At 66.2% G+C, this 17,945-nt stretch carries 14 protein-coding genes and 1 pseudogene; 5 read left to right on the top strand and 10 right to left on the bottom strand.

What is annotated here, in order from left to right; all coding sequences use genetic code 11:
* The first annotated feature begins 145 nt into the window (after nt 1–145).
* Both Q0627_RS19290 and Q0627_RS19285 read left to right on the top strand, forming a co-directional pair.
* Complete coding sequence (locus Q0627_RS19290; protein WP_298811988.1) at nt 146–1,204, top strand: alpha/beta hydrolase; 1,059 nt, start codon at nt 146–148, stop codon at nt 1,202–1,204.
* Between the two features lie 56 nt (nt 1,205–1,260).
* Entirely contained in the window at nt 1,261–1,872 is a 612-nt protein-coding gene (locus Q0627_RS19285; RefSeq protein WP_291012320.1) for a DUF937 domain-containing protein, read from the top strand.
* 93 nt (nt 1,873–1,965) lie between these two features.
* Here Q0627_RS19285 and Q0627_RS19280 read toward each other — a convergent pair whose 3' ends face one another.
* The 4 genes from Q0627_RS19280 to Q0627_RS19265 all read right to left on the bottom strand — a co-directional run bounded on the left by Q0627_RS19280 (nt 1,966) and on the right by Q0627_RS19265 (nt 6,491).
* Complete coding sequence (locus tag Q0627_RS19280) at nt 1,966–2,403, bottom strand: DUF779 domain-containing protein (protein ID WP_291012318.1); 438 nt, start codon at nt 2,401–2,403, stop codon at nt 1,966–1,968.
* A gap of 172 nt (nt 2,404–2,575) precedes the next feature.
* Complete coding sequence (gene adh / locus Q0627_RS19275) at nt 2,576–4,099, bottom strand: aldehyde dehydrogenase (RefSeq protein ID WP_291012316.1); 1,524 nt, start codon at nt 4,097–4,099, stop codon at nt 2,576–2,578.
* A 282-nt stretch (nt 4,100–4,381) separates the two neighbouring features.
* Nucleotides 4,382–5,710, bottom strand: coding sequence for a transcriptional regulator (locus Q0627_RS19270; RefSeq protein ID WP_291012313.1), 1,329 nt, complete (start codon nt 5,708–5,710; stop codon nt 4,382–4,384).
* A gap of 112 nt (nt 5,711–5,822) precedes the next feature.
* The gene (locus tag Q0627_RS19265) at nt 5,823–6,491 is read right to left on the bottom strand and encodes a TetR/AcrR family transcriptional regulator (RefSeq protein WP_291012311.1); all 669 of its coding nucleotides are present in this window, start codon (nt 6,489–6,491) and stop codon (nt 5,823–5,825) included.
* Between the two features lie 126 nt (nt 6,492–6,617).
* Between Q0627_RS19265 and Q0627_RS19260 the strand changes: the two genes are divergently transcribed.
* Nucleotides 6,618–7,661, top strand: coding sequence for an NAD(P)-dependent alcohol dehydrogenase (locus Q0627_RS19260; protein ID WP_291012309.1), 1,044 nt, complete (start codon nt 6,618–6,620; stop codon nt 7,659–7,661).
* A 33-nt stretch (nt 7,662–7,694) separates the two neighbouring features.
* Here Q0627_RS19260 and Q0627_RS19255 read toward each other — a convergent pair whose 3' ends face one another.
* From Q0627_RS19255 to Q0627_RS19240, 4 genes are all read right to left on the bottom strand, one after another.
* Entirely contained in the window at nt 7,695–9,425 is a 1,731-nt protein-coding gene (locus Q0627_RS19255) for a SulP family inorganic anion transporter (protein ID WP_291012472.1), read from the bottom strand.
* A gap of 188 nt (nt 9,426–9,613) precedes the next feature.
* Nucleotides 9,614–10,240 carry an MBL fold metallo-hydrolase gene (locus tag Q0627_RS19250; protein WP_291012308.1) on the bottom strand — a complete coding sequence of 209 codons (627 nt, stop codon included), beginning with the start codon at nt 10,238–10,240 and terminating at the stop codon, nt 9,614–9,616.
* The gene (locus tag Q0627_RS19245) at nt 10,237–11,328 is read right to left on the bottom strand and encodes an S-(hydroxymethyl)mycothiol dehydrogenase (protein ID WP_291012306.1); all 1,092 of its coding nucleotides are present in this window, start codon (nt 11,326–11,328) and stop codon (nt 10,237–10,239) included. Before Q0627_RS19245 ends, Q0627_RS19250 begins: the two co-directional genes overlap by 4 nt.
* A gap of 143 nt (nt 11,329–11,471) precedes the next feature.
* Nucleotides 11,472–12,452, bottom strand: a complete 981-nt coding sequence (locus Q0627_RS19240; protein WP_291012304.1) for a hypothetical protein — start codon at nt 12,450–12,452, stop codon at nt 11,472–11,474.
* A 397-nt stretch (nt 12,453–12,849) separates the two neighbouring features.
* Between Q0627_RS19240 and Q0627_RS19235 the strand changes: the two genes are divergently transcribed.
* Nucleotides 12,850–14,304 (top strand): MinD/ParA family protein, encoded by a 1,455-nt coding sequence (locus Q0627_RS19235; protein ID WP_291012303.1) that lies wholly within the window; start codon nt 12,850–12,852, stop codon nt 14,302–14,304.
* A gap of 187 nt (nt 14,305–14,491) precedes the next feature.
* A complete protein-coding gene (locus Q0627_RS19230; RefSeq protein ID WP_291012302.1) occupies nt 14,492–15,931 on the top strand; it encodes a MinD/ParA family protein in 1,440 nt (479 codons plus the stop codon).
* 60 nt (nt 15,932–15,991) lie between these two features.
* On the opposite strand, the gene gdhA is transcribed toward Q0627_RS19230, so the two are convergent.
* Entirely contained in the window at nt 15,992–17,332 is a 1,341-nt protein-coding gene (gene gdhA / locus Q0627_RS19225) for an NADP-specific glutamate dehydrogenase (RefSeq protein WP_291012301.1), read from the bottom strand.
* Nucleotides 17,333–17,456: 124 nt separating this feature from the next.
* A pseudogene (locus Q0627_RS19220) lies at nt 17,457–17,945 on the bottom strand (CCA tRNA nucleotidyltransferase); the annotation flags it as partial.

The raw sequence follows: 17,945 nt of genomic DNA, 5'->3' as shown, positions 1-17,945 counted from the left end.
GTTCGGAAATCCGGCTACCACAATCGGGTGATCATCGCGAGATTTGAACCGTTAACGCCATGTCACAAGCAGTTCTCAACGATCTTGCGAGATCGTGTCCGGAACCGCCATTGCCGACCGGTCCGATCGCCTACCGTCGACACCTGTGAGCTCAGCATCCGCGCCCCGTGTAGCAGGAACAGACCCCGCACCGGCCAACCCGGCCCGAACCCGCCCGATCGGTAAGCGCTCCCCGCGGCACCACGTCGAGCGGCTGGTGTCGACGACGTCGGCCCCCGTCATGAAGACCACCGCCATGCTGCCGACGACCGTGGTCGCCGGGATGATCCGGGCGAGCCGGCCCGGAATCAACCGCCTGCTCACATCGGTGACCAGGGTTCCGGCGGGCACCCGGGCCATCCAGGTCCGCCAGACCATCCGCACCCTCGACTATCCGTCGAGGTCCGAGCAGGTGCGTGGCGAATGGGTGATCGGCGGACGCTCCGGCGTCGGACACGTACGCACCGATCAGCCGATCATCTACTACCTGCACGGCAGCGGGTACGTCATCTGCTCCACCCGCACACATCGCGGCCTGACCGCACGTCTGAGCAACCGCACCGGGCGGGCGGTGTTCAGCCTCGACTACCGCCTCGGACCCCGCTACCGCTGGCCCGCGGCCGGTGACGACACCATCCGCGGCTACCTGTGGCTGCTCGAACAGGGCTTCGCCCCGGAACAGATCGTCGTCGCCGGCGACTCGGCGGGCGGTCACCTGGCCCTGGATCTGCTCGGCCACAACCAGCGCACCCGCACCCCGCAGCCGGCCGGGGTCGCGCTGCTCTCACCCCTGTACGACCCGACGTTCGGTATCGCCCACGCCTACCAGCGCACCGGGAGTTCGCGTGACCCGTTCATCGAGGCCACCAGCGGCCGCACGTTCCTGCGCCTGTACACCGGGGGCGCCGCCGCCGACCCCCCGGGGATGAGGGCGGTGCTGGCCGCCGGCGATCGGCTACCGCCGGTCCTCATCCAGCACGGCGCGATCGAGGTGATGACCGCCGACGCCCGCGCCGCCCACGAGATGCTGTCCGCGGCCGGCTCCGACGCCCGGATCACCAGTTGGGACGGCCAGGGCCATGTGTTCCAGATGTTCGGCAGCCGTGCGGCCCGCGAGGCGCTCGACGAACTCACCGCCTTCATCGGCCCGCGCGCCCGAACCTGATCGCAGGTGACACGGGTTACAGTTCTGACAGTTCAGGAGATGGAAGGCTCACCCACATGTCAGATCTCGACGACCTGCTCACCCGCATCCCCATCAGCGACATCGCCAAGAAGCTCGGCGTCGATGACGCGACCGCCCGATCCGCCGTCGAACAGGCCGTGCCCGCGCTGCTGACCGGCCTGAAGCACCAGACGACCGACGAGAACTCGGCCCAGGGCCTGGCGAATGCACTGGCGCAACATCCGGCCGACCTCGCCGAAGGCGTCATCAAACTCGCCGACGTCGACACCGCCGACGGCGGCAAGATCGTCAACAAGATCTTCGGCTCGGAAACCGACAACGTCGCGCAGGCGCTCTCCGGCGCGAACTCGGCTGCGGCCGTCGACCAGGGTCTGGTCAAGAAGCTGCTCCCGATGCTCGCCCCGATCGTGCTCAGCTACCTGACGTCCAAGGTTCTCGGCGGCGGGGGCAAGACCTCCGGCTCCGCCAAATCATCGGGCGGCGACCTCGGCAGTATCCTCGGTTCGGTGCTCGGGGGCAACGCGGGCGGCGGCCTGGGGAGCATCCTCGGCTCGGTGCTCGGCGGTGCGGCCTCGAAAGGCGGCGGATCCTCCAAGGGCGGCGGCCTCGGTGATCTGCTCGGCGGAATCCTCGGCGGGCACAAGTAATCCCACGCCGCCCTCTTCTGCCGACCCCTCGCACGTCAACCGGCGAAGGGGTCGGCTTTCAGAATTTCAGGGTAAGGGTGCGCAGGTGGCGAATCAGCCGCTGAAATCGGCCCCGACCTTCGGCGGCGACTGCGCCAGCTGATCGTTCTCCTGCTCGCTGAAAGCCCTTGAGCGGGAAAGGAACCGGACGCCCTCGGGGGCTTCGAGACTGAACCCGGCGCCGCGTCCTTTGACGACGTCGAGAATCAGCTGGGTGTGCTTCCACAATTCGAACTGGTCACCATTGATCCAGACCCGTACCGCCGGAATGGGTTCGGGCAATCCGATCTCGCCCACCAGAACGTCGCGCTGGCCGATCCGGTATTCGCCGACCGGATAGCACATCGGGGCCGAGCCATCGCAGCATCCGCCGGATTGGTGGATCATGAGGCCGCCGTGCAGCTCCGATAATTTGGTCAGGAGCTGCACGGCGGAGTCTGTGGCGGTGACCCGATCAGGAACGTCCTGTTGCGAAACATTCTGTTCTGACACGGGGTGTCACCTTTCTATTGAGTTGATGAGTCAGGTTCGCGTCCGAGCCGGAACTCCGTTACGTGTCAACCACAGTGGCTGTCACCGCAGCGGAGCACCGACTCGAACAATCCTTCCCGGAGACATTCCTTCCCGGAAATTCAGACGGAGTCCCGGATCAGAAGAAACCTGATCAGAAGAAGCCCTTCGCACTCTGAGCGTAACCGACCAGCAGGTTCTTCGTCTGCTGATAGTGCTCGAGCATCATCAGGTGGGTTTCGCGACCGATGCCCGACTGCTTGTAGCCACCGAAGGCGGCGTGGGCCGGATAGTCGTGGTAGGTGTTGGTCCACACCCGACCGGCCTGGATCTCGCGGCCGGCACGGTAGGCGGTGGCACCGTCGCGGGTCCACACTCCGGCACCGAGGCCGTACAGGGTGTCGTTGGCGATGGTCATCGCGTCCTCGTAGCTGTCGAACGTGGTGACGGCCAGGACCGGTCCGAAGATCTCCTCCTGGAAGATGCGCATCTTGTTGTCGCCGGCGAACACGGTCGGCTGAATGTAGTAGCCGCCGGACAGGTCGCCGCCGAGGTCGGCGGGCTCGCCGCCGGTGAGCACCTTGGCGCCCTCCTCCTTGCCGATGTTCAGGTACGAGGTGATCTTCTCGAACTGGTCGTTGGAGGCCTGCGCACCCATCATGGTGTCGGTGTCGAGCGGGTTGCCCTGCTTGATCGCCTTGACGCGCTCGACTGCCCTGCCGATGAAGTCGTCGTAGATGTCGCCCTGGATGAGCGCACGGCTCGGGCAGGTGCAGACTTCGCCCTGGTTGAGTGCGAACATCGTGAAGCCCTCGAGGGCGCGGTCGAGGAAGCCGTCGTCCTTGGCGGTGACATCGCTGAAGAAGATGTTGGGGCTCTTGCCACCGAGTTCGAGGGTGACCGGGATCAGGTTCTCCGAGGCGTACTGCATGATCAGGCGGCCGGTGGTGGTCTCACCGGTGAACGCGATCTTGCGGATCCGGTTGCTGGAGGCGAGCGGCTTGCCGGCCTCCACGCCGAAGCCGTTGACGACGTTGATCACACCGTCGGGCAGGAGGTCGCCGATGAGGCTCATCACGTACAGGATCGACGCCGGAGTCTGCTCGGCCGGCTTGAGCACCACCGCGTTGCCGGCGGCGAGTGCGGGGGCGAGCTTCCACACGGCCATGAGGATCGGGAAGTTCCACGGGATGATCTGACCGACCACGCCGAGCGGCTCGTGGAAGTGGTAGGCGACGGTGTCCTCGTCGACCTCCGAGATCGAACCCTCCTGTGCGCGAAGTGCTCCCGCGAAGTAGCGGAAGTGATCGACGGCCAGCGGGATGTCGGCGGCGAGCGTCTCACGCACAGCCTTGCCGTTGTCCCAGGTCTCGGCGACGGCGATCTTCTCGAGGTTCTCCTCGATGCGGTCGGCAATGCGCAGCAGGATCAGTGAACGCTCGGCGACCGAGGTCTTGCCCCAGGCGGGGGCGGCGGCATGGGCGGCATCGAGAGCGAGGTCGATGTCCTCGGCGGTCGACCGGGCGACCTCACAGAACACCTGGCCGTCGACGGGCGACGGATTTTCGAAGTACTGGCCCTTGACCGGCGGTACCCACTTGCCGCCGATCCAGTTCTCGTAGCGGCCCTCAAAGCTCATCACCGAGCCCTCGGTGCCCGGCTTTGCGTAAACAGTCATCGCGTCTCCTCAACGTCGTGGTGCGGATGGATGTGATCTGTTACACAGCTTAGACCCATCGTGGTTGCAGTCACGATGCACAAAAGTTGCCAACGTTCCCTGTCGCACATCAGCGAGCCCTCCAAGACCACCGACGCAACCAGCCATCCCGCCACGTGAACAGCGCCGACGCGACCAACCATCTTGATTCCTGAGGCCGAAGCGACGTAGGAGCGAGGGTCTCGAAGGGTCCGGTGAGATGCGCACCTGAAGACACCACCCGAATAGTCGGGAAACACCCCGTCAGATGCCGAAGCGCTTGTCCAGTAGTCGGATCCGACCCGCACAGATCGCCCGATCGGGGTGTCCCGGTGGCAATCGGTGCTCCAGCCTGCGCCAGGCGGCGAGATCGTCACGACCATGCACCGACGTCGTCCACTTGCGCAACGCGGCCACATCACCGGAATCGATGATCCGCGAACGCAGATCCTCACGGAGTTCCTCGAGGATGTCAACGATGCCCGGTGCCACCGACTCCGCCAACAGCCCACCCCGGCCCAAGAGCTCGATCGCCGGAACCAGGTCACTGCCCGAAGCGATCCGCTCACGGACCTCACCCAGATCCGACTCGACAGTGATGGTCAGCCGGTACGGGCGCGAACCCACCACCGTGCTCCCGAGATCCTTGCGGAGACGGGAGATCTCTGCACGGACCGTCACCGGGTCGAGTCCGTCCTCGGCGAGCATCAGAGCGAGCTGTTCGGTGGCGAGACCGTCGGGGAAACTCTGCAGCAGCACCAGTATCTCGGCATGCCGCTTGGACAGGTTGCGGCCACCCGCCGCGTCGCCGGCCCGATGCCAGCGGTATCGGCCGTCACCGAGCACCTCCAGCCGTGCCCGGCGCGGCATCGACACGGTGGTTCCCGCGACATGCGGGACCGCCGGCGCGGGACCGGAAGGACGCGCACCACCTCGGATGGCCGCGAGGTCGACGGCTTGCGATCTGAGCTCACGTTCGACGGCCGCGACCACCGAACGGACCGCTGCAAGCGCGAACGGTGCCTCCACCTCACGCCCGCCCGTGACGTCGATGGCGCCGATGACATGCCCGGTGATCGGATCGTGAACGGGCGCGGCGGCGCAACTCCATTTCTGGACCGGCCCCGAAAAGTGCTCGGGACCGATCACCTGCACGCCACGGTCGACGGCCAGTGCCAGTCCCGGCGCGTTCGTGCCGACCACGTCTTCGCTCCACACCGAGCCCTCGACGAAATTGATACCGTCGGCCTTGTTCCGCGACTCGGACGAACCTTCCACCCACAGCAATCTGCCCACCTCGTCGGTGAGTGCCACCAGCACACCCGAATCGGCGATATCGTCGAGCATCAGCGACTGGACGAGTGGCAGGACGGCAGTGATGGGATGCGCGGCGCGATACTCGATGAACTCCGGATGACTCATCACCCGCGGGTCGTCGGGGCTCGCGATACCCGGATCGACACCGCTGTGCAGCGATCGCGCCCACGAATCCCGGACCACCGTACGGACAGCATCAGATGACGGCGTCACGCCGGACAGAAAGTCCTCGTACGCTTGCCGAACACGCGAGGACACCGCAGTGGGGTCGCTCATCCGGTCTCCGTCTTCACCATCATGTCCAATTGTGCCGTGTGTTTGGTGCAAATTGCATTGTTTCACGTGAAACGTGCGGTGAATGAGCCCGGAGGCGATGTCCGATCTTGACCTATGTCCGATCTTCTAGGTCTGCCCGGCGCTGTTCGAGTCCGTCGATGATGAGTTCGAGTCCCGGATCGAACTCATCGCCGAAGGAATAGCCGGGCATGCAGACGCGCTCGGTTGCGTACTCGTGCAGGTACGGCAGGTCCCCGGCGGGCATGGCCGCGACGATCTCCCCCGCGACGTCGGCGGGCCCGGCGTCGTCGCTGAACGGGAGCGCGAGTTCCTGCACCAGGAATCCGTACAGATAGGCGTCGAGCACAGCGAACGCGGCGCCGGCCGCCTCGAGCGTGAATCCGGCCTCTCGTAGGGAGCCGAGCACGGCGTCGTGATGCCGCAACGTCTCGAACCCGGCACCCTTGCGTGAGTCCATCAGCCCGATCGCCCACGGGTGCCGCGTGAGCACCTCACGCCCGGACCGGCAGCGAAGGCGCAGTTCCGCCGCCCACGGCTCACCGATGCACGGCGTGTAGATCTCGGCGAATACCGCGTCGACGAGGGCGTCGAGAATGGCGTCCTTGTTGGCGACGTGGTGATACAGCGACATGGCCTCGACGCCGAGGCCGCGGGCGATGGCGCGCATGGTGACCGCGGCCAGCCCGTCGGTGTCGGCGATGGCCATGGCCTTACCGACGATGTCGGCGCGGGTCAGCGGTGTCGTACGGGTTCCGGACATGGACGTACCTTCCCATGGATCACGGCTTCACCGTTGACGCCCTTACGCAGTAAGGGTAGCTTGTGGCCATGCCTTACAAAGTAAGGACGACCGCGCAGCAGGGGCGACAGGGACGAGGGCGACGCGATGACCACCACACCAGCCGGCGAGACCACCGGCACCGTGACCATGAAGGCGATCGTGCAAGGTCGGTACGGCGGCAGCGAGACATTCGAGGTCACGCGGCTCACCCGGCCCGAGCCCGGTCCGGGTGAGCTTCTGGTCCGGGTGCGCGCGGCGGCCATCGACCGCGGCACGTGGCACCTGATGACCGGGCTGCCACTCATCGCCCGGCCGGCCATCGGGCTGCGCAAACCCAAAACACCCGTCCCCGGTCGCGATACCGCCGGGACCATCGCGGCCGTCGGACCGGGCGTCACCGGCTTCGCGGTCGGCGACGAGGTCATCGGGACCGCCGCCGGGTCACTGGCCGAGTACGCGCTCATCCCCGTGGCCCGGCTCGCCCATGCACCATCGTCGGCAACGCCCGAGCAGGCCGCCACCCTGCCGATCTCGGGTCTGACCGCACTGCAGGCGGTGCGTGCCGCGCGCATCACCGCGGGCGACCGGGTGCTGATCACCGGTGCCTCGGGCGGGGTCGGGTCGTATGCGGTGCAGATCGCCGCATCGGCCGGTGCGCTGGTCACCGCGGTCGCATCCGGTGCCAAGGAGGACTTCGTCCGTTCGCTCGGCGCGACCGCATTCATCGACTACACCGGCGGCCCGATCGACCGCACCCCGACCTCGCCTGAGATCTCCCCCATCGGGCGTTTCGACGCGATCCTCGATATCGCGGGCTACCTGCCTGTTCGTCGGCTGCGGCGCCTGCTCACCGCAGGCGGAACACTGGTCGTGGTCGGCGCCGAAACGGGAGGCCGCTGGACCGACGGTGTGCAACGGCAGCTGTACGCGGCACTGACCTCGCCGTTCGTACGACAACGCCTCACCGGGCTGATCAGCAAGGAAACCGGCGAGGACATGGCCGAACTCGCCGCGATGGTCGACGACGGCCGCGTCCGCCCCGCAGTCGACAGCGTGTTTCCACTCGACGACGCCGCATCGGCGATGGAGTATCTGCTGTCGGGGCGGGCCTGCGGCAAGCTCGTCGTCACCGTCGGCACCGGCCGCTAGCGACGCACCCCGACCTCAATTATCTCCCGACCCTCAATCGTCTTCTGGCCCGGATGCCTCGGGTTCCGGCGTGTCCGGAGGCGGCTGCGGGTTCAGCTCCCGGTACGCCTGTACCGCCGCACCCACCGACGCGAACACGTGGTCGGGGTCGAGCCCGGCCAGCACACCCTCGGTGAACAGCGCCTTCTGGAGGACGGGATCGACGCCGGCGAGGATGAAATGCGCGCCGTGTTTGTGTACGTAGTCGATGAGTGAGCTGAGCATCGTCGAGGCCGAATAGTCGACGTCGCCGATCGCCGCGCAGTCCAGGACCAGCCAGTTCACCGGGGTCGGCGCCGACCGTAGCAGGCCCTGCACGTCGTCGGAGAAGCGGTTGGCGTTGGCGTAGAACAGGTCGGCGTCGTAGCGGAAGATGATCAGCCCTGGCAGCGACTGCAACCCGGGGCGGGCGGGCAGGAAGGCACGTTTGCCGCCGTCGCTCACCGTGATCACGAAGCGGTCGGGCCGATACTGCCGCCGGATCAGGGCCAGCAGCGACACCACCATCGCCACGACGATGCCGGTCTGGACACCGAACACGATCACCATGACGGCCGCGAACGCCGCGGTGGCCAGTTCGGATCGACGGGCCCGGAAGATGCGCACGACCTCACGGACGTCGATGAGTTTGGCGGCGACCACGAAGACGATCGCGCCGAGCACCGCGTGCGGCAGGTGGGCGAGCGCATCGCTGAGGAACAGCACCACCAGCAGCGTCGCCACCGCCATCGTCAGGTTTGCCACCTGGCTGCGTGCGCGCTGTTCGTCGAGGACCTGTGTCTTGGTGGGACTGCCGTTGACGACGAAGGTGCCGCTCAGACCTGCGGCGAAGTTGGCCCCGGCCAGACCCAGGATGTCGCGGTTGACGTCGGCGGACTCTCCCCTGCGCTGGGCGAATCCGCGGGCGGTGGCGGCGCTCTGCGCGAGGATGACGATGGTGCAGCCGAAGGCGACGGTCGAGGCGGTACCGATGTCGGTGAAGCCGGGGCCGTCGGGCAGGCCCAGTTCGGGCAGGCCGGCGCTCACCTTACCGACAACCGACACGTCCTCGTCCCAGCCGAAGATCCACACCGCGGCGATCGCGCCGGCCACCAGGACGAACGGGATCGGCAGCCGGGGTGCCAGCCGTTTACCGAGGATCAGGGTCAGCAACGCCACGACGGACAGCAGACAAGCCCAGATGTCGATGTCGTCGACTCCCCTGGCGATGGCGAGCCAGCGATTCCAGATCTGATCCTCGTGGGTGTCGGAGATGCCGAGCATCGTCGGCAGCTGCCCGGTCATCACGGTGATCGCGGTGCCGGCGAGAAATCCGGTGAGTACCGCCGTGGACAGGAAGTCGCCGAGGAACCCGAGCCGCAGGACCCACGCCGCGGCCAGCATCGCCCCGGTCACCAGCGCGATCAGACCCGCCCACTGCAGCCACTCGTCCGAACCGGCGCGCAGTCCCGCCACCCCGAGCCCGGCGATGCCGGACGAGAGCAGCGCCGCGGTGGCCGAGTCGGCGCCGACCACCATCAGCCGCGACGATCCGATGAGCACGAACACGATGGTGGGCAGGATGATCGTGTACAGACCGGCCACCACCGGGACCTGGGCGATGGCGCCGTAGCCCAGGCATTCCGGAATCGCGATGGCGGCCAGGGTCACCCCGGCGAGCACGTCGCGGCCCAACCACTGGGTGCGGTATCCGACGAGCGAGGGCGGCGCCACGGACCGCAGCAACCCACGGCCACGTGAGCCCCGGCCCCACTGCGCCAGTTTCGCCAGGGCCGGGCGCGGCGCCCCTGAGTCACTCACCTACCGGACGTTACGCGTGGTCCCGGCGAAATACCCTGGATGTTGGTCCGCTTCGGGTCTTTCGACCCATACGGGTGTTCGCCGGGCCAGGCGTCTGCGCGCATGCGGGTGTGTCAGTGACCGCGCGCGATCCACTCCTCCAGATGCGGGGCCTCGTCCACGATCGACGTGCCCTCGCCGTGACCGGTGTACACCTTGGTCTCCGGATCGAGTGTGAAGATCTTGTCGCGGATCGATTCGATGATCGTCGGGAAGCTCGAGAACGAGCGTCCCGTCGCGCCCGGACCGCCGTGGAAGAGTGTGTCGCCGCTGAACAGAATGCCGGCCTCCGGCGCGTACACCACACACGAACCCGGCGAATGCCCCGGCGTGTTGATCACCGTGAGTTCGGTTCCGGCAACCGAGATCCGTTGTCCGTCTTCAAGATCGACGTGCGCGACATCGGGATGGGTCTGGTTCCAGAGCATGTCGTCGCCGGGGTGCAGCAGGATCGGCGCGCCGGTGGCCCGCGACAGCTCCGGGGCCACAGTCACGTGGTCGTTGTGCCCGTGCGTCAACACGATCGCCTTCACGGTGCGATCACCGACCGTCTCCAGAATCGGCGCCGCGTTGTGTGCGGCATCGATGATGACGACCTCGTTCTCGTCGCCGATCACCCAGATGTTGTTGTCGACGTCCCACGTGCCGCCGTCGAGTGAGAACGTGCCGGAGGTGACGACACTCTGAACCCCGAAGGTCATCGGATCTCCACCACCGAACGCAGCACCTTGCCGGCCTTCATCGCGTCGAACGCAGCTTCGACGTCGTTGATCCCGATGCGTTCGGTGACGAACTTGTCCAGCGGCAGACTGCCCTGCTCGTACAGGTCGATCAGCATCGGGAAGTCGCGTTCGGGCAGGCAGTCGCCGTACCACGACGACTTGAGCGCACCGCCGCGCGAGAAGAAGTCGACCAGCGGCAGCTCGAGTCTCATCTCCGGCGTCGGCACACCCACCAGCACGACGGTGCCGGCCAGGTCGCGGGCGTAGAACGCCTGCTCGTACGTCTCCGGACGACCCACGGCATCGACGACGACGTCGGCGCCGTTGCCGTCGGTCAGCTCCTGCACGGCCGCGACCACGTCATCGACCTCGGCGCCGTTGATCGTATGCGTGGCGCCGAGCCCGACGGCCCAGTCGAGCTTGGCCGGGTCGCGGTCGATGGCGATGATCGTGGTGGCCCCAGCCAGCTTGGCGCCGGCGATCGCGGCATCGCCCACGCCGCCGCAGCCGATGACGGCGACCGAATCGCCGCGGCCCACGTTGCCGGTGTTCATCGCGGCGCCGAGGCCGGCCATCACGCCGCAGCCGAGCAGACCGGCGACGGCCGGGTCGGTCTCCGGGTTGACCTTGGTGCACTGCCCCTCGTGGATCAGGGTCTTCTCGATGAACGCGCCGATCCCGAGTGCCGGGCTCAGCTCGGTGCCGTCGGTCAACGTCATCTTCTTGCTCGCGTTGAAGGTGTCGAAGCAGTACCACGGGCGGCCCCGCTTGCAGGCCCGGCACTGTCCGCACACGGCCCGCCAGTTGAGGATGACGAAGTCGCCGACCTCGACATGCGTGACGGCCTCACCCACTGTCTCGACGATGCCCGCGGCCTCGTGGCCGAGGAGGAACGGGTATTCGTCGTTTATGCCGCCGTCGCGGTAGGCGAGGTCGGTGTGGCACACCCCGCACGCCGCGATCTTCACGATCACATCGTTGGGACCCGGGTCGGGAACCACGACGTCGACGACCTCCGTCGCCGCTCCCTTGGCTCGTGAGATGACACCTTTGACGGTCTGTGACATGCGAGGTTCCTTCCGCGACGCTGTGGCGATGACACTGTGGTGATGCAGGGCTTCCCCCAGCCTAGACAAGTGTCCAGTCTTCTGCGTCCAGAACCCTTCAGTCAGGCCCCCTTCAGTCAGGCCCCGTCGGGGCAAGGCACCCGTCAGTTGAGAGCTTTCGTCAGCTGCGCCTTGGTCATCGACGAATATCCTGAGATCCCCCGGGCCTTGGCCTGTACACGCAGTTCGGCAACGGTCGGACCGCCGCGTGCCGGTGCCTTCTTGTTCTTCGTCCCGGCGTCCTTCTGCGCAGTGTCTTTCTGCGCAGTGCCCTTATTGTCGGTGTTCTTGTGGGTAGCGCTCTTATTAGACGAATCCTTTTGTGCACCAGATGCTTTCGTGGGAGTGGCGGCAGATTCGGCTTTTCCGGCGGCGGCCTTCGTTCCGCCGACCTTGCGAGCCGGGGCCTTCGCCGGCACGGCCTTGCTGTCGGCGCGTTTCGCCGGCGCGGCCTTGTCCGCACGGGTCTTGCTCGCGTCGGCCCTACTCGTGGTGGCCTTGCTCGCGTCGGCCTTACTCGCAGTGGCCTTACTCGCGGTGGCCTTGCTCGCGGTGGCCTTGCTCGAACCGGTTTTGCTCGTGGCGGCCTTGGTCGGAGCGGCCTTGCTTGGAGCGGCCTTGCTTGGAGCGGCCTTGCTTGGAGCAGCCTTGCTTGGAGCAGCTTTGGTTGGAGCGGCTTTGGTCGGAGCGGCCTTGCTTGCGGTGACCTTGCGAGCCGGGGTCTTCTTCGCCGGCGACGACTTCACCGGGGCTTCCTCCACAGGGGCTTCCTTCACGGACACCGCGTCCTTCGCCGGCGCCGCTTCCTTCGCCGGCGCAGCAACCTCGGCCGGCGCAGCAACTTCGGCCGCGGGCTTCGTCACGAGCTGGGTGACGGAGGCAAGGGGGCCGGAGTCGCTTTTGCGGAAGGGCAGGGATGCCAGCAGATCGCTACGCAGTGCCGAGATGTCCTGCTCGGCTTTGCGGAAACGCTTGCGCGCCAACTTGTCCGCATGCCTGGCCTGTTTGGTGACCTTGGCGAGCTCACCGCGCAGTCGGGTGACCTCGACCTCCAGCCGCCCGATGATCTTGTTCTTCTTCGACATATAAAGGATCCATTCATCACGGGTACGGACGCAACACCGGCAGCATCGCCGATGCTGCGTGCAGCGTAACCAGCCACCGACCGGTTGCGAGGGAATACCTGCCGACCACATCCGCCGACGACTCTTGGGAGACACGTCAGGACACGCCACGTAACCGAAGGGTCTAACCTCAGCCGGGATCGGGTGGTATGCGGACCGGTGCCGGTAGGATGTTGCACGGCCAGTCTGCAACGACCAGCCATTTCGCGTGGCGCCTGGCCGCCCACAGACGATTGGAATTGCGATGTCACTCCCCGACCACTCGCAGCCACCGCCGTGGCTCCGGTCAGTCGACAACCCCGCGCCGGACCCGCAGCCCCAGAACTCGGCCCGTTCCGGGCCGGTGGGCCTAGGTCCGATGGCAGTCCCCATACAGGCGATTCCCGATCCGCCTGCCGACCAGGCCGGCGTCGTCGGGTCCGCCACCGGGCAGCGCCCGGTGGAACCTGAACCCGGCCAGCCCGAGCGCCAGGTGACCGCAGACCAGGCCGCGCCCGAGTTCCGGAGCCCCACCGCGTCCCCGCGGTCGGCCGGTCAATCGGCTCCGTACCAGGTCACCGGTCGCAAAGCTCAGATCCCGGGCCCCGAAGCGCCGGTCGCCGGTCCTGAATTCCCTGCCCCGCCCGGCTATCCACAGTCACACGCACCGCACACGTCCCAGGTCTACCCACAAGCACAGCAGTACTCACAGGCCCAGCAGTATTCACAAGCACAGCAGTACTCACAAGCACAGCAGTACCCTCAACCCCACCAATACCAGCAGCCGTATTCGTCGCCGGCCGGGCAGGCGCCCATGACCGGCTCCGTTCCGGCACCGACCACTGCGAACCAGTCCGGTACGCCGGCGGTTGCGACCGAGCGACCATCAGACCCAAGGCCCGATTACCGCGGCGGCAGGTATTCCGGTGGGTGGCGCGAGAAGCTCCGCGCCGCGTCGGGTGGCTTGATCACCTTCGGGGCGAGCAAGACCGATCAGCAACTGTCGATGCTCGTGCAACGTGCCCGCACCCCTATCCACGGAGACTTCCGTCTCGCGGTCATGTCGGTGAAGGGCGGTGTCGGAAAGACGACCACCACAGTGGGGTTGGGTTCGGCATTCGCGTCCCTGCGCGGCGACAGGGTGATCGCGGTCGATGCCAACCCCGACTTCGGGACGCTCGCCCGGCGGATCCCCGAGCAATCGACGGCCACGGTGCGCACATTGCTGGCCGACGAGAACCTGTGCCGGTACACCGATGTGCGGCGGCACACCAACCAGGCAGCGAGCCGGCTGGAAGTGATTGCTTCCGAACGTAATCCGGCTATGTCCGAATCGTTCGACGCGAACGATTACCGGCAGGTCATCGCAATCTTGCAGTCGTACTACAACATCATCATCACCGACTGCGGTACCGGCGTGGTGAATTCGGCGATGGAGGGTGTGCTCGAGATGGCCGATGCCATCATCGTCGTTACCACACCCGCCGTCGATGGCGCGCAAAGCGCCGCGGCCACACTGGATTGGCTTGAGGCACACGGATATCAGCGGCTGGTCAGGGAGTCGGTGGTGGTGATCTCCGCGGCACGTCCGGGCGGCGCGGCCATCGACGTCAACGCGCTCACCGACCACTTCCTGGGCCGGGTGCGGGCGGTTCAGGTGATCCCGTATGACGATCACCTGGCCACCGGATCGTATATCGACCTCGACCAGATGGACCGGCGCACCCGCACCGCCTTCCTGGAACTCGCTGCCACCGTGGCTGATTCCTTCGGCCCGATCGGACCCCTGTCGGCACCCCAGGGTTGGTCACCGAACGAGCAACGACGCCGGTAACGCGGTCCGAATCCGGCAATCGGATAGATTCGACTGTGGGACTGACACCGACGGACAGGCCCAGCACACGAGGGGGAGCGACCCGATGGGCACACGCGACGACACAACCACTGATCACACCGCCGATGCGGCGGGGTCACAGAGCTCAGATCAGTCGCCTCCGGTTCCGTCTCAGCGCTTCGGACCGGTGAGTTTCCCCGACCTGCCCCCCGTGCCCGAACCGGATTCCCTGCTCGAACCGATTGAGGCCGAGGTGGTTCCGCTTCCCACTGACGAGCGCCCACACCGCGGCTCGGCCGGCGGGCCCGTCCCCTTCGCCGACCAGGTGCCCGCAACCGAACAGGTGCTGCCCAGTTGGGTACCCAGGGGAGACAACGCCGAGGCTCCGCCGACGGCGTACGTACCGCCGTGGGCCGGCCAGGACAATTCCACCGCCGGACACCCCGGTACAGGCGGCTTCAACACCGGTGGGTTCGGCGCCGCCTCCTCAGTCAATGGGTCCCCCGGTACCGGGCCGTTCAGCGGAGGGTTTCCGGCCGCCACCGGGCCACAGCCTGCGCAGCCGAATGTTCCGCCGTATCCGGACGGGTCCGAGCAGACGACAGTCATCCCCCCTGTCGCTCCCCCGGCCGGCTTCGACCACTCCGAGACGCGACACGACCAAACTGGACACAATCACGTCGAATCTCCTGTACTACAAGGAGATTCACGTCCCCTCGACGATGGCACCCTCGTCAAACGTGAACGCCAGGCGCCGCGGAAGGGCTGGCGGCGCGCCGTGTACAAGGCGACCGGCGGTACCATCAACCCGCGCAACCCGCGATCGGAGGTGTATCGCGAGAAGCTGGTGTCGGCGATCCGGACGCCGCTGGCCGGCGATTACCGGATCGCGGTGCTCTCACTCAAGGGTGGCGTCGGAAAGACCACTACCGCAATCGCTTTGGGTTCCACGCTGGCATCACTGCGCGGCGACCGAGTGATCGCCGTCGATGCCAACCCCGACCTGGGAACGCTGGCGCAACGCCTACCGCGCGAGACCGATTCCACGGTGCGCGATCTGCTCGCCGACCGAAACCTCAACCGCTACTCCGACATCCGTGAGCACACCTCCCAGGCCCCGAGCCGTTTGGAAGTTCTTGCCTCCGAACGTGATCCGGCCGCCGCGGAGGCGTTCAACGACGAGGAGTACCGAGGCGTGCTCGGTATTCTGCAGCGCTTCTACAACATCATCATCACCGACTGCGGTACCGGATTGAGCAACTCGGTGATGAAAGGCGTTCTGGATACCGCTGATTCGATAATCGTGGTCTCCTCCCCCGCCATCGACGGCGCACGCAGCGCGGCATCGACCCTCGATTGGCTCGACGCGCACGGCTTCGGTCGGCTGGTGTCGTCGGCGATCGTCGTGATCAGCTCGTCGCGGCCGGGATCGCCGAATGTGGATATCGAGCAGATGACCGAGTACTTTTCGGCGCGCTGCCGGGCTATCCGGCTGGTCGGGTTCGACGATCACCTGGCCGAGGGTGCCGACGTGGATCTGAATCTGATGAGCAAGTCCACGAGGATGGCGTTCATGGAGCTCGCGGCCACCGTCGCGACCGACTTCACGAACCCCCGGCACCGGTAGTCCCGACGGCCGAGCACCCAATGCTGTTCGGGAATGCCAACCACCCCGTCGAAGTGGTTCTCAGATGACGCCTAGGGCCAGCATCGCGTCGGCGACCTGGATGAAACCACCGATGTTGGCGCCGACCACATAATTGCCTGGCGCACCGTATTCTTCGGCGGTGTGCAGGCAGCGGTCGTGGATGCCGCGCATGATGTCGGCGAGGCGTTCCTCGGTGTGCTCGAAACTCCACGAATCGCGAGATGCGTTCTGCTGCATCTCCAGTGCGCTGGTGGCCACACCACCGGCGTTGGCGGCCTTACCCGGTGCAAACAACACACCGGCGTCGGTGAACAGCCGAATGGCCTCGGGGGAGCAGGGCATGTTGGCGCCCTCGGCGACGATGGTGACGCCGTGGTCGATGAGCTGTTTGGCATCCTTGCCACCGAGTTCGTTCTGCGTGGCGCACGGAATCGCTATGTCGGCGGGCACATCCCAGATACTGCCGCCGCCAACAAATTTCACATTCTCACCGCGCAGGCGCGCATAGTCGACAATCCGGCCCCGTTGAATCTCCTTGACTTCCTTGAGAACGTCGAGGTCGATCCCGAGTTCATCGACCACATAGCCGGACGAGTCCGAACACGCGACGACGGTGCCGCCGAGCTCGTGCACTTTTTCGATGGCGTAGGTGGCGACATTGCCCGAGCCGGACACCACCACCCGTTTGCCCTCCAGGGAATCGCCCTTGGCCTTGAGCATTTCATGGACGAAGAACACGGCTCCGAAACCCGTTGCCTCCGTGCGCACCTGGGAACCACCCCAGGCCAGGCCCTTGCCGGTGAGCACACCGGACTCATAGCGGTTGGTGATGCGTTTGTACTGTCCGAAGAGGTAACCGATCTCGCGCCCGCCCACACCGATGTCGCCGGCGGGAACATCGGTGTATTCGCCTATGTGCCGGTACAACTCGGTCATGAACGATTGGCAGAAGCGCATCACTTCGGCGTCGGAACGGCCCTTGGGATCGAAGTCCGAACCGCCCTTGCCGCCGCCGATCGGCAGGCCGGTGAGCGCATTCTTGAAGATCTGCTCGAAGCCCAGGAATTTGACGATGCCCAGATACACGCTGGGATGAAAACGCAGGCCGCCCTTGTACGGTCCGAGTGCCGAATTGAATTCGACCCGGAAACCGCGGTTGACGTGGATCTGGCCGGCGTCGTCGATCCACGGCACCCGGAAGATGATCTGCCGTTCGGGCTCGCACAGCCGGGTGATCACCGCGGCGTCGGCATAGTGCGGATGCTTGTCGACGACGGGGGAGAGGCTGTCGAACACCTCGGTGACGGCCTGATGGAACTCGGCCTCGCCGGGATTGCGCTGGAGTACCTGCTCGTACAGATTCTGGAGTTTCGCGTGCACCGTTGATCCCTTCCGAATCGCCCCGCTCGTACGGGTCCTTCTCGCGAGCGGTCAGGTTTTACCGGGTGTTTACACGGCAGTGACTCCGAGATTACCTCTGTATACAGCGGCGCCGGAAGGCAGGTCAGTTGCCCTCAGAACGACGCGCGGCCCACCATTTGAGCAGTTCGGCCTCCGCCTCTTCACGGGGGAGCGGGCCGCGGTCCAGGCGCAGCTCCTTGAGGTACTTCCACGCCTCGCCGACCTCCGGGCAGGGCTCCAGACCCAGCAGTTCCATGATCGCGTTGCCGTCGAGATCCGGCCGGACTCGACCGAGATCCTCGGCAGCCTTGAGTTCGGCGATGCGTCGCTCGAGGTCGTCGTAGCTCTCCTGCAAGCGCCGGGCGCGATGCTTGTTGCGGGTGGTGCAGTCGGCGCGCACGAGCTTGTTGAGTCGATCGAGCAGGTCACCGGCGTCGGTGACGTAACGGCGTACGGCCGAATCGGTCCAGGCACCGTCGCCATAGCCGTGGAACCGCAGATGCAGGAAGACCAGGGTCGCGACGTCCTCGACCGTCGCCTTCGGATACTTGAGCGCCCGCATCCGCTTGCGCACCATCTTGGCGCCCACCAC

The organism is uncultured Gordonia sp. (genome assembly GCF_937858515.1).
Classification (GTDB): domain Bacteria; phylum Actinomycetota; class Actinomycetes; order Mycobacteriales; family Mycobacteriaceae; genus Gordonia.
Note: the sequence above shows the minus strand (reverse complement) of the source record. Positions and strands in the feature narration are given on the sequence as shown.

Excerpts from the sequence above, each read along its gene's own strand:
- Q0627_RS19285 (WP_291012320.1), top strand. The coding sequence starts at position 1,261 with ATGTCAGATCTCGACGACCTGCTCACCCGCATCCCCATCAGCGACATC.
- adh (WP_291012316.1), bottom strand. The coding sequence starts at position 4,099 with ATGACTGTTTACGCAAAGCCGGGCACCGAGGGCTCGGTGATGAGCTTT.
- Q0627_RS19245 (WP_291012306.1), bottom strand. The coding sequence starts at position 11,328 with ATGTCACAGACCGTCAAAGGTGTCATCTCACGAGCCAAGGGAGCGGCG.
- Q0627_RS19240 (WP_291012304.1), bottom strand. The coding sequence starts at position 12,452 with ATGTCGAAGAAGAACAAGATCATCGGGCGGCTGGAGGTCGAGGTCACC.
- Q0627_RS19250 (WP_291012308.1), bottom strand. The coding sequence starts at position 10,240 with ATGACCTTCGGGGTTCAGAGTGTCGTCACCTCCGGCACGTTCTCACTC.
- Q0627_RS19270 (WP_291012313.1), bottom strand. The coding sequence starts at position 5,710 with ATGAGCGACCCCACTGCGGTGTCCTCGCGTGTTCGGCAAGCGTACGAG.
- Q0627_RS19265 (WP_291012311.1), bottom strand. The coding sequence starts at position 6,491 with ATGTCCGGAACCCGTACGACACCGCTGACCCGCGCCGACATCGTCGGT.
- Q0627_RS19235 (WP_291012303.1), top strand. The coding sequence starts at position 12,850 with ATGGCAGTCCCCATACAGGCGATTCCCGATCCGCCTGCCGACCAGGCC.
- Q0627_RS19260 (WP_291012309.1), top strand. The coding sequence starts at position 6,618 with ATGACCACCACACCAGCCGGCGAGACCACCGGCACCGTGACCATGAAG.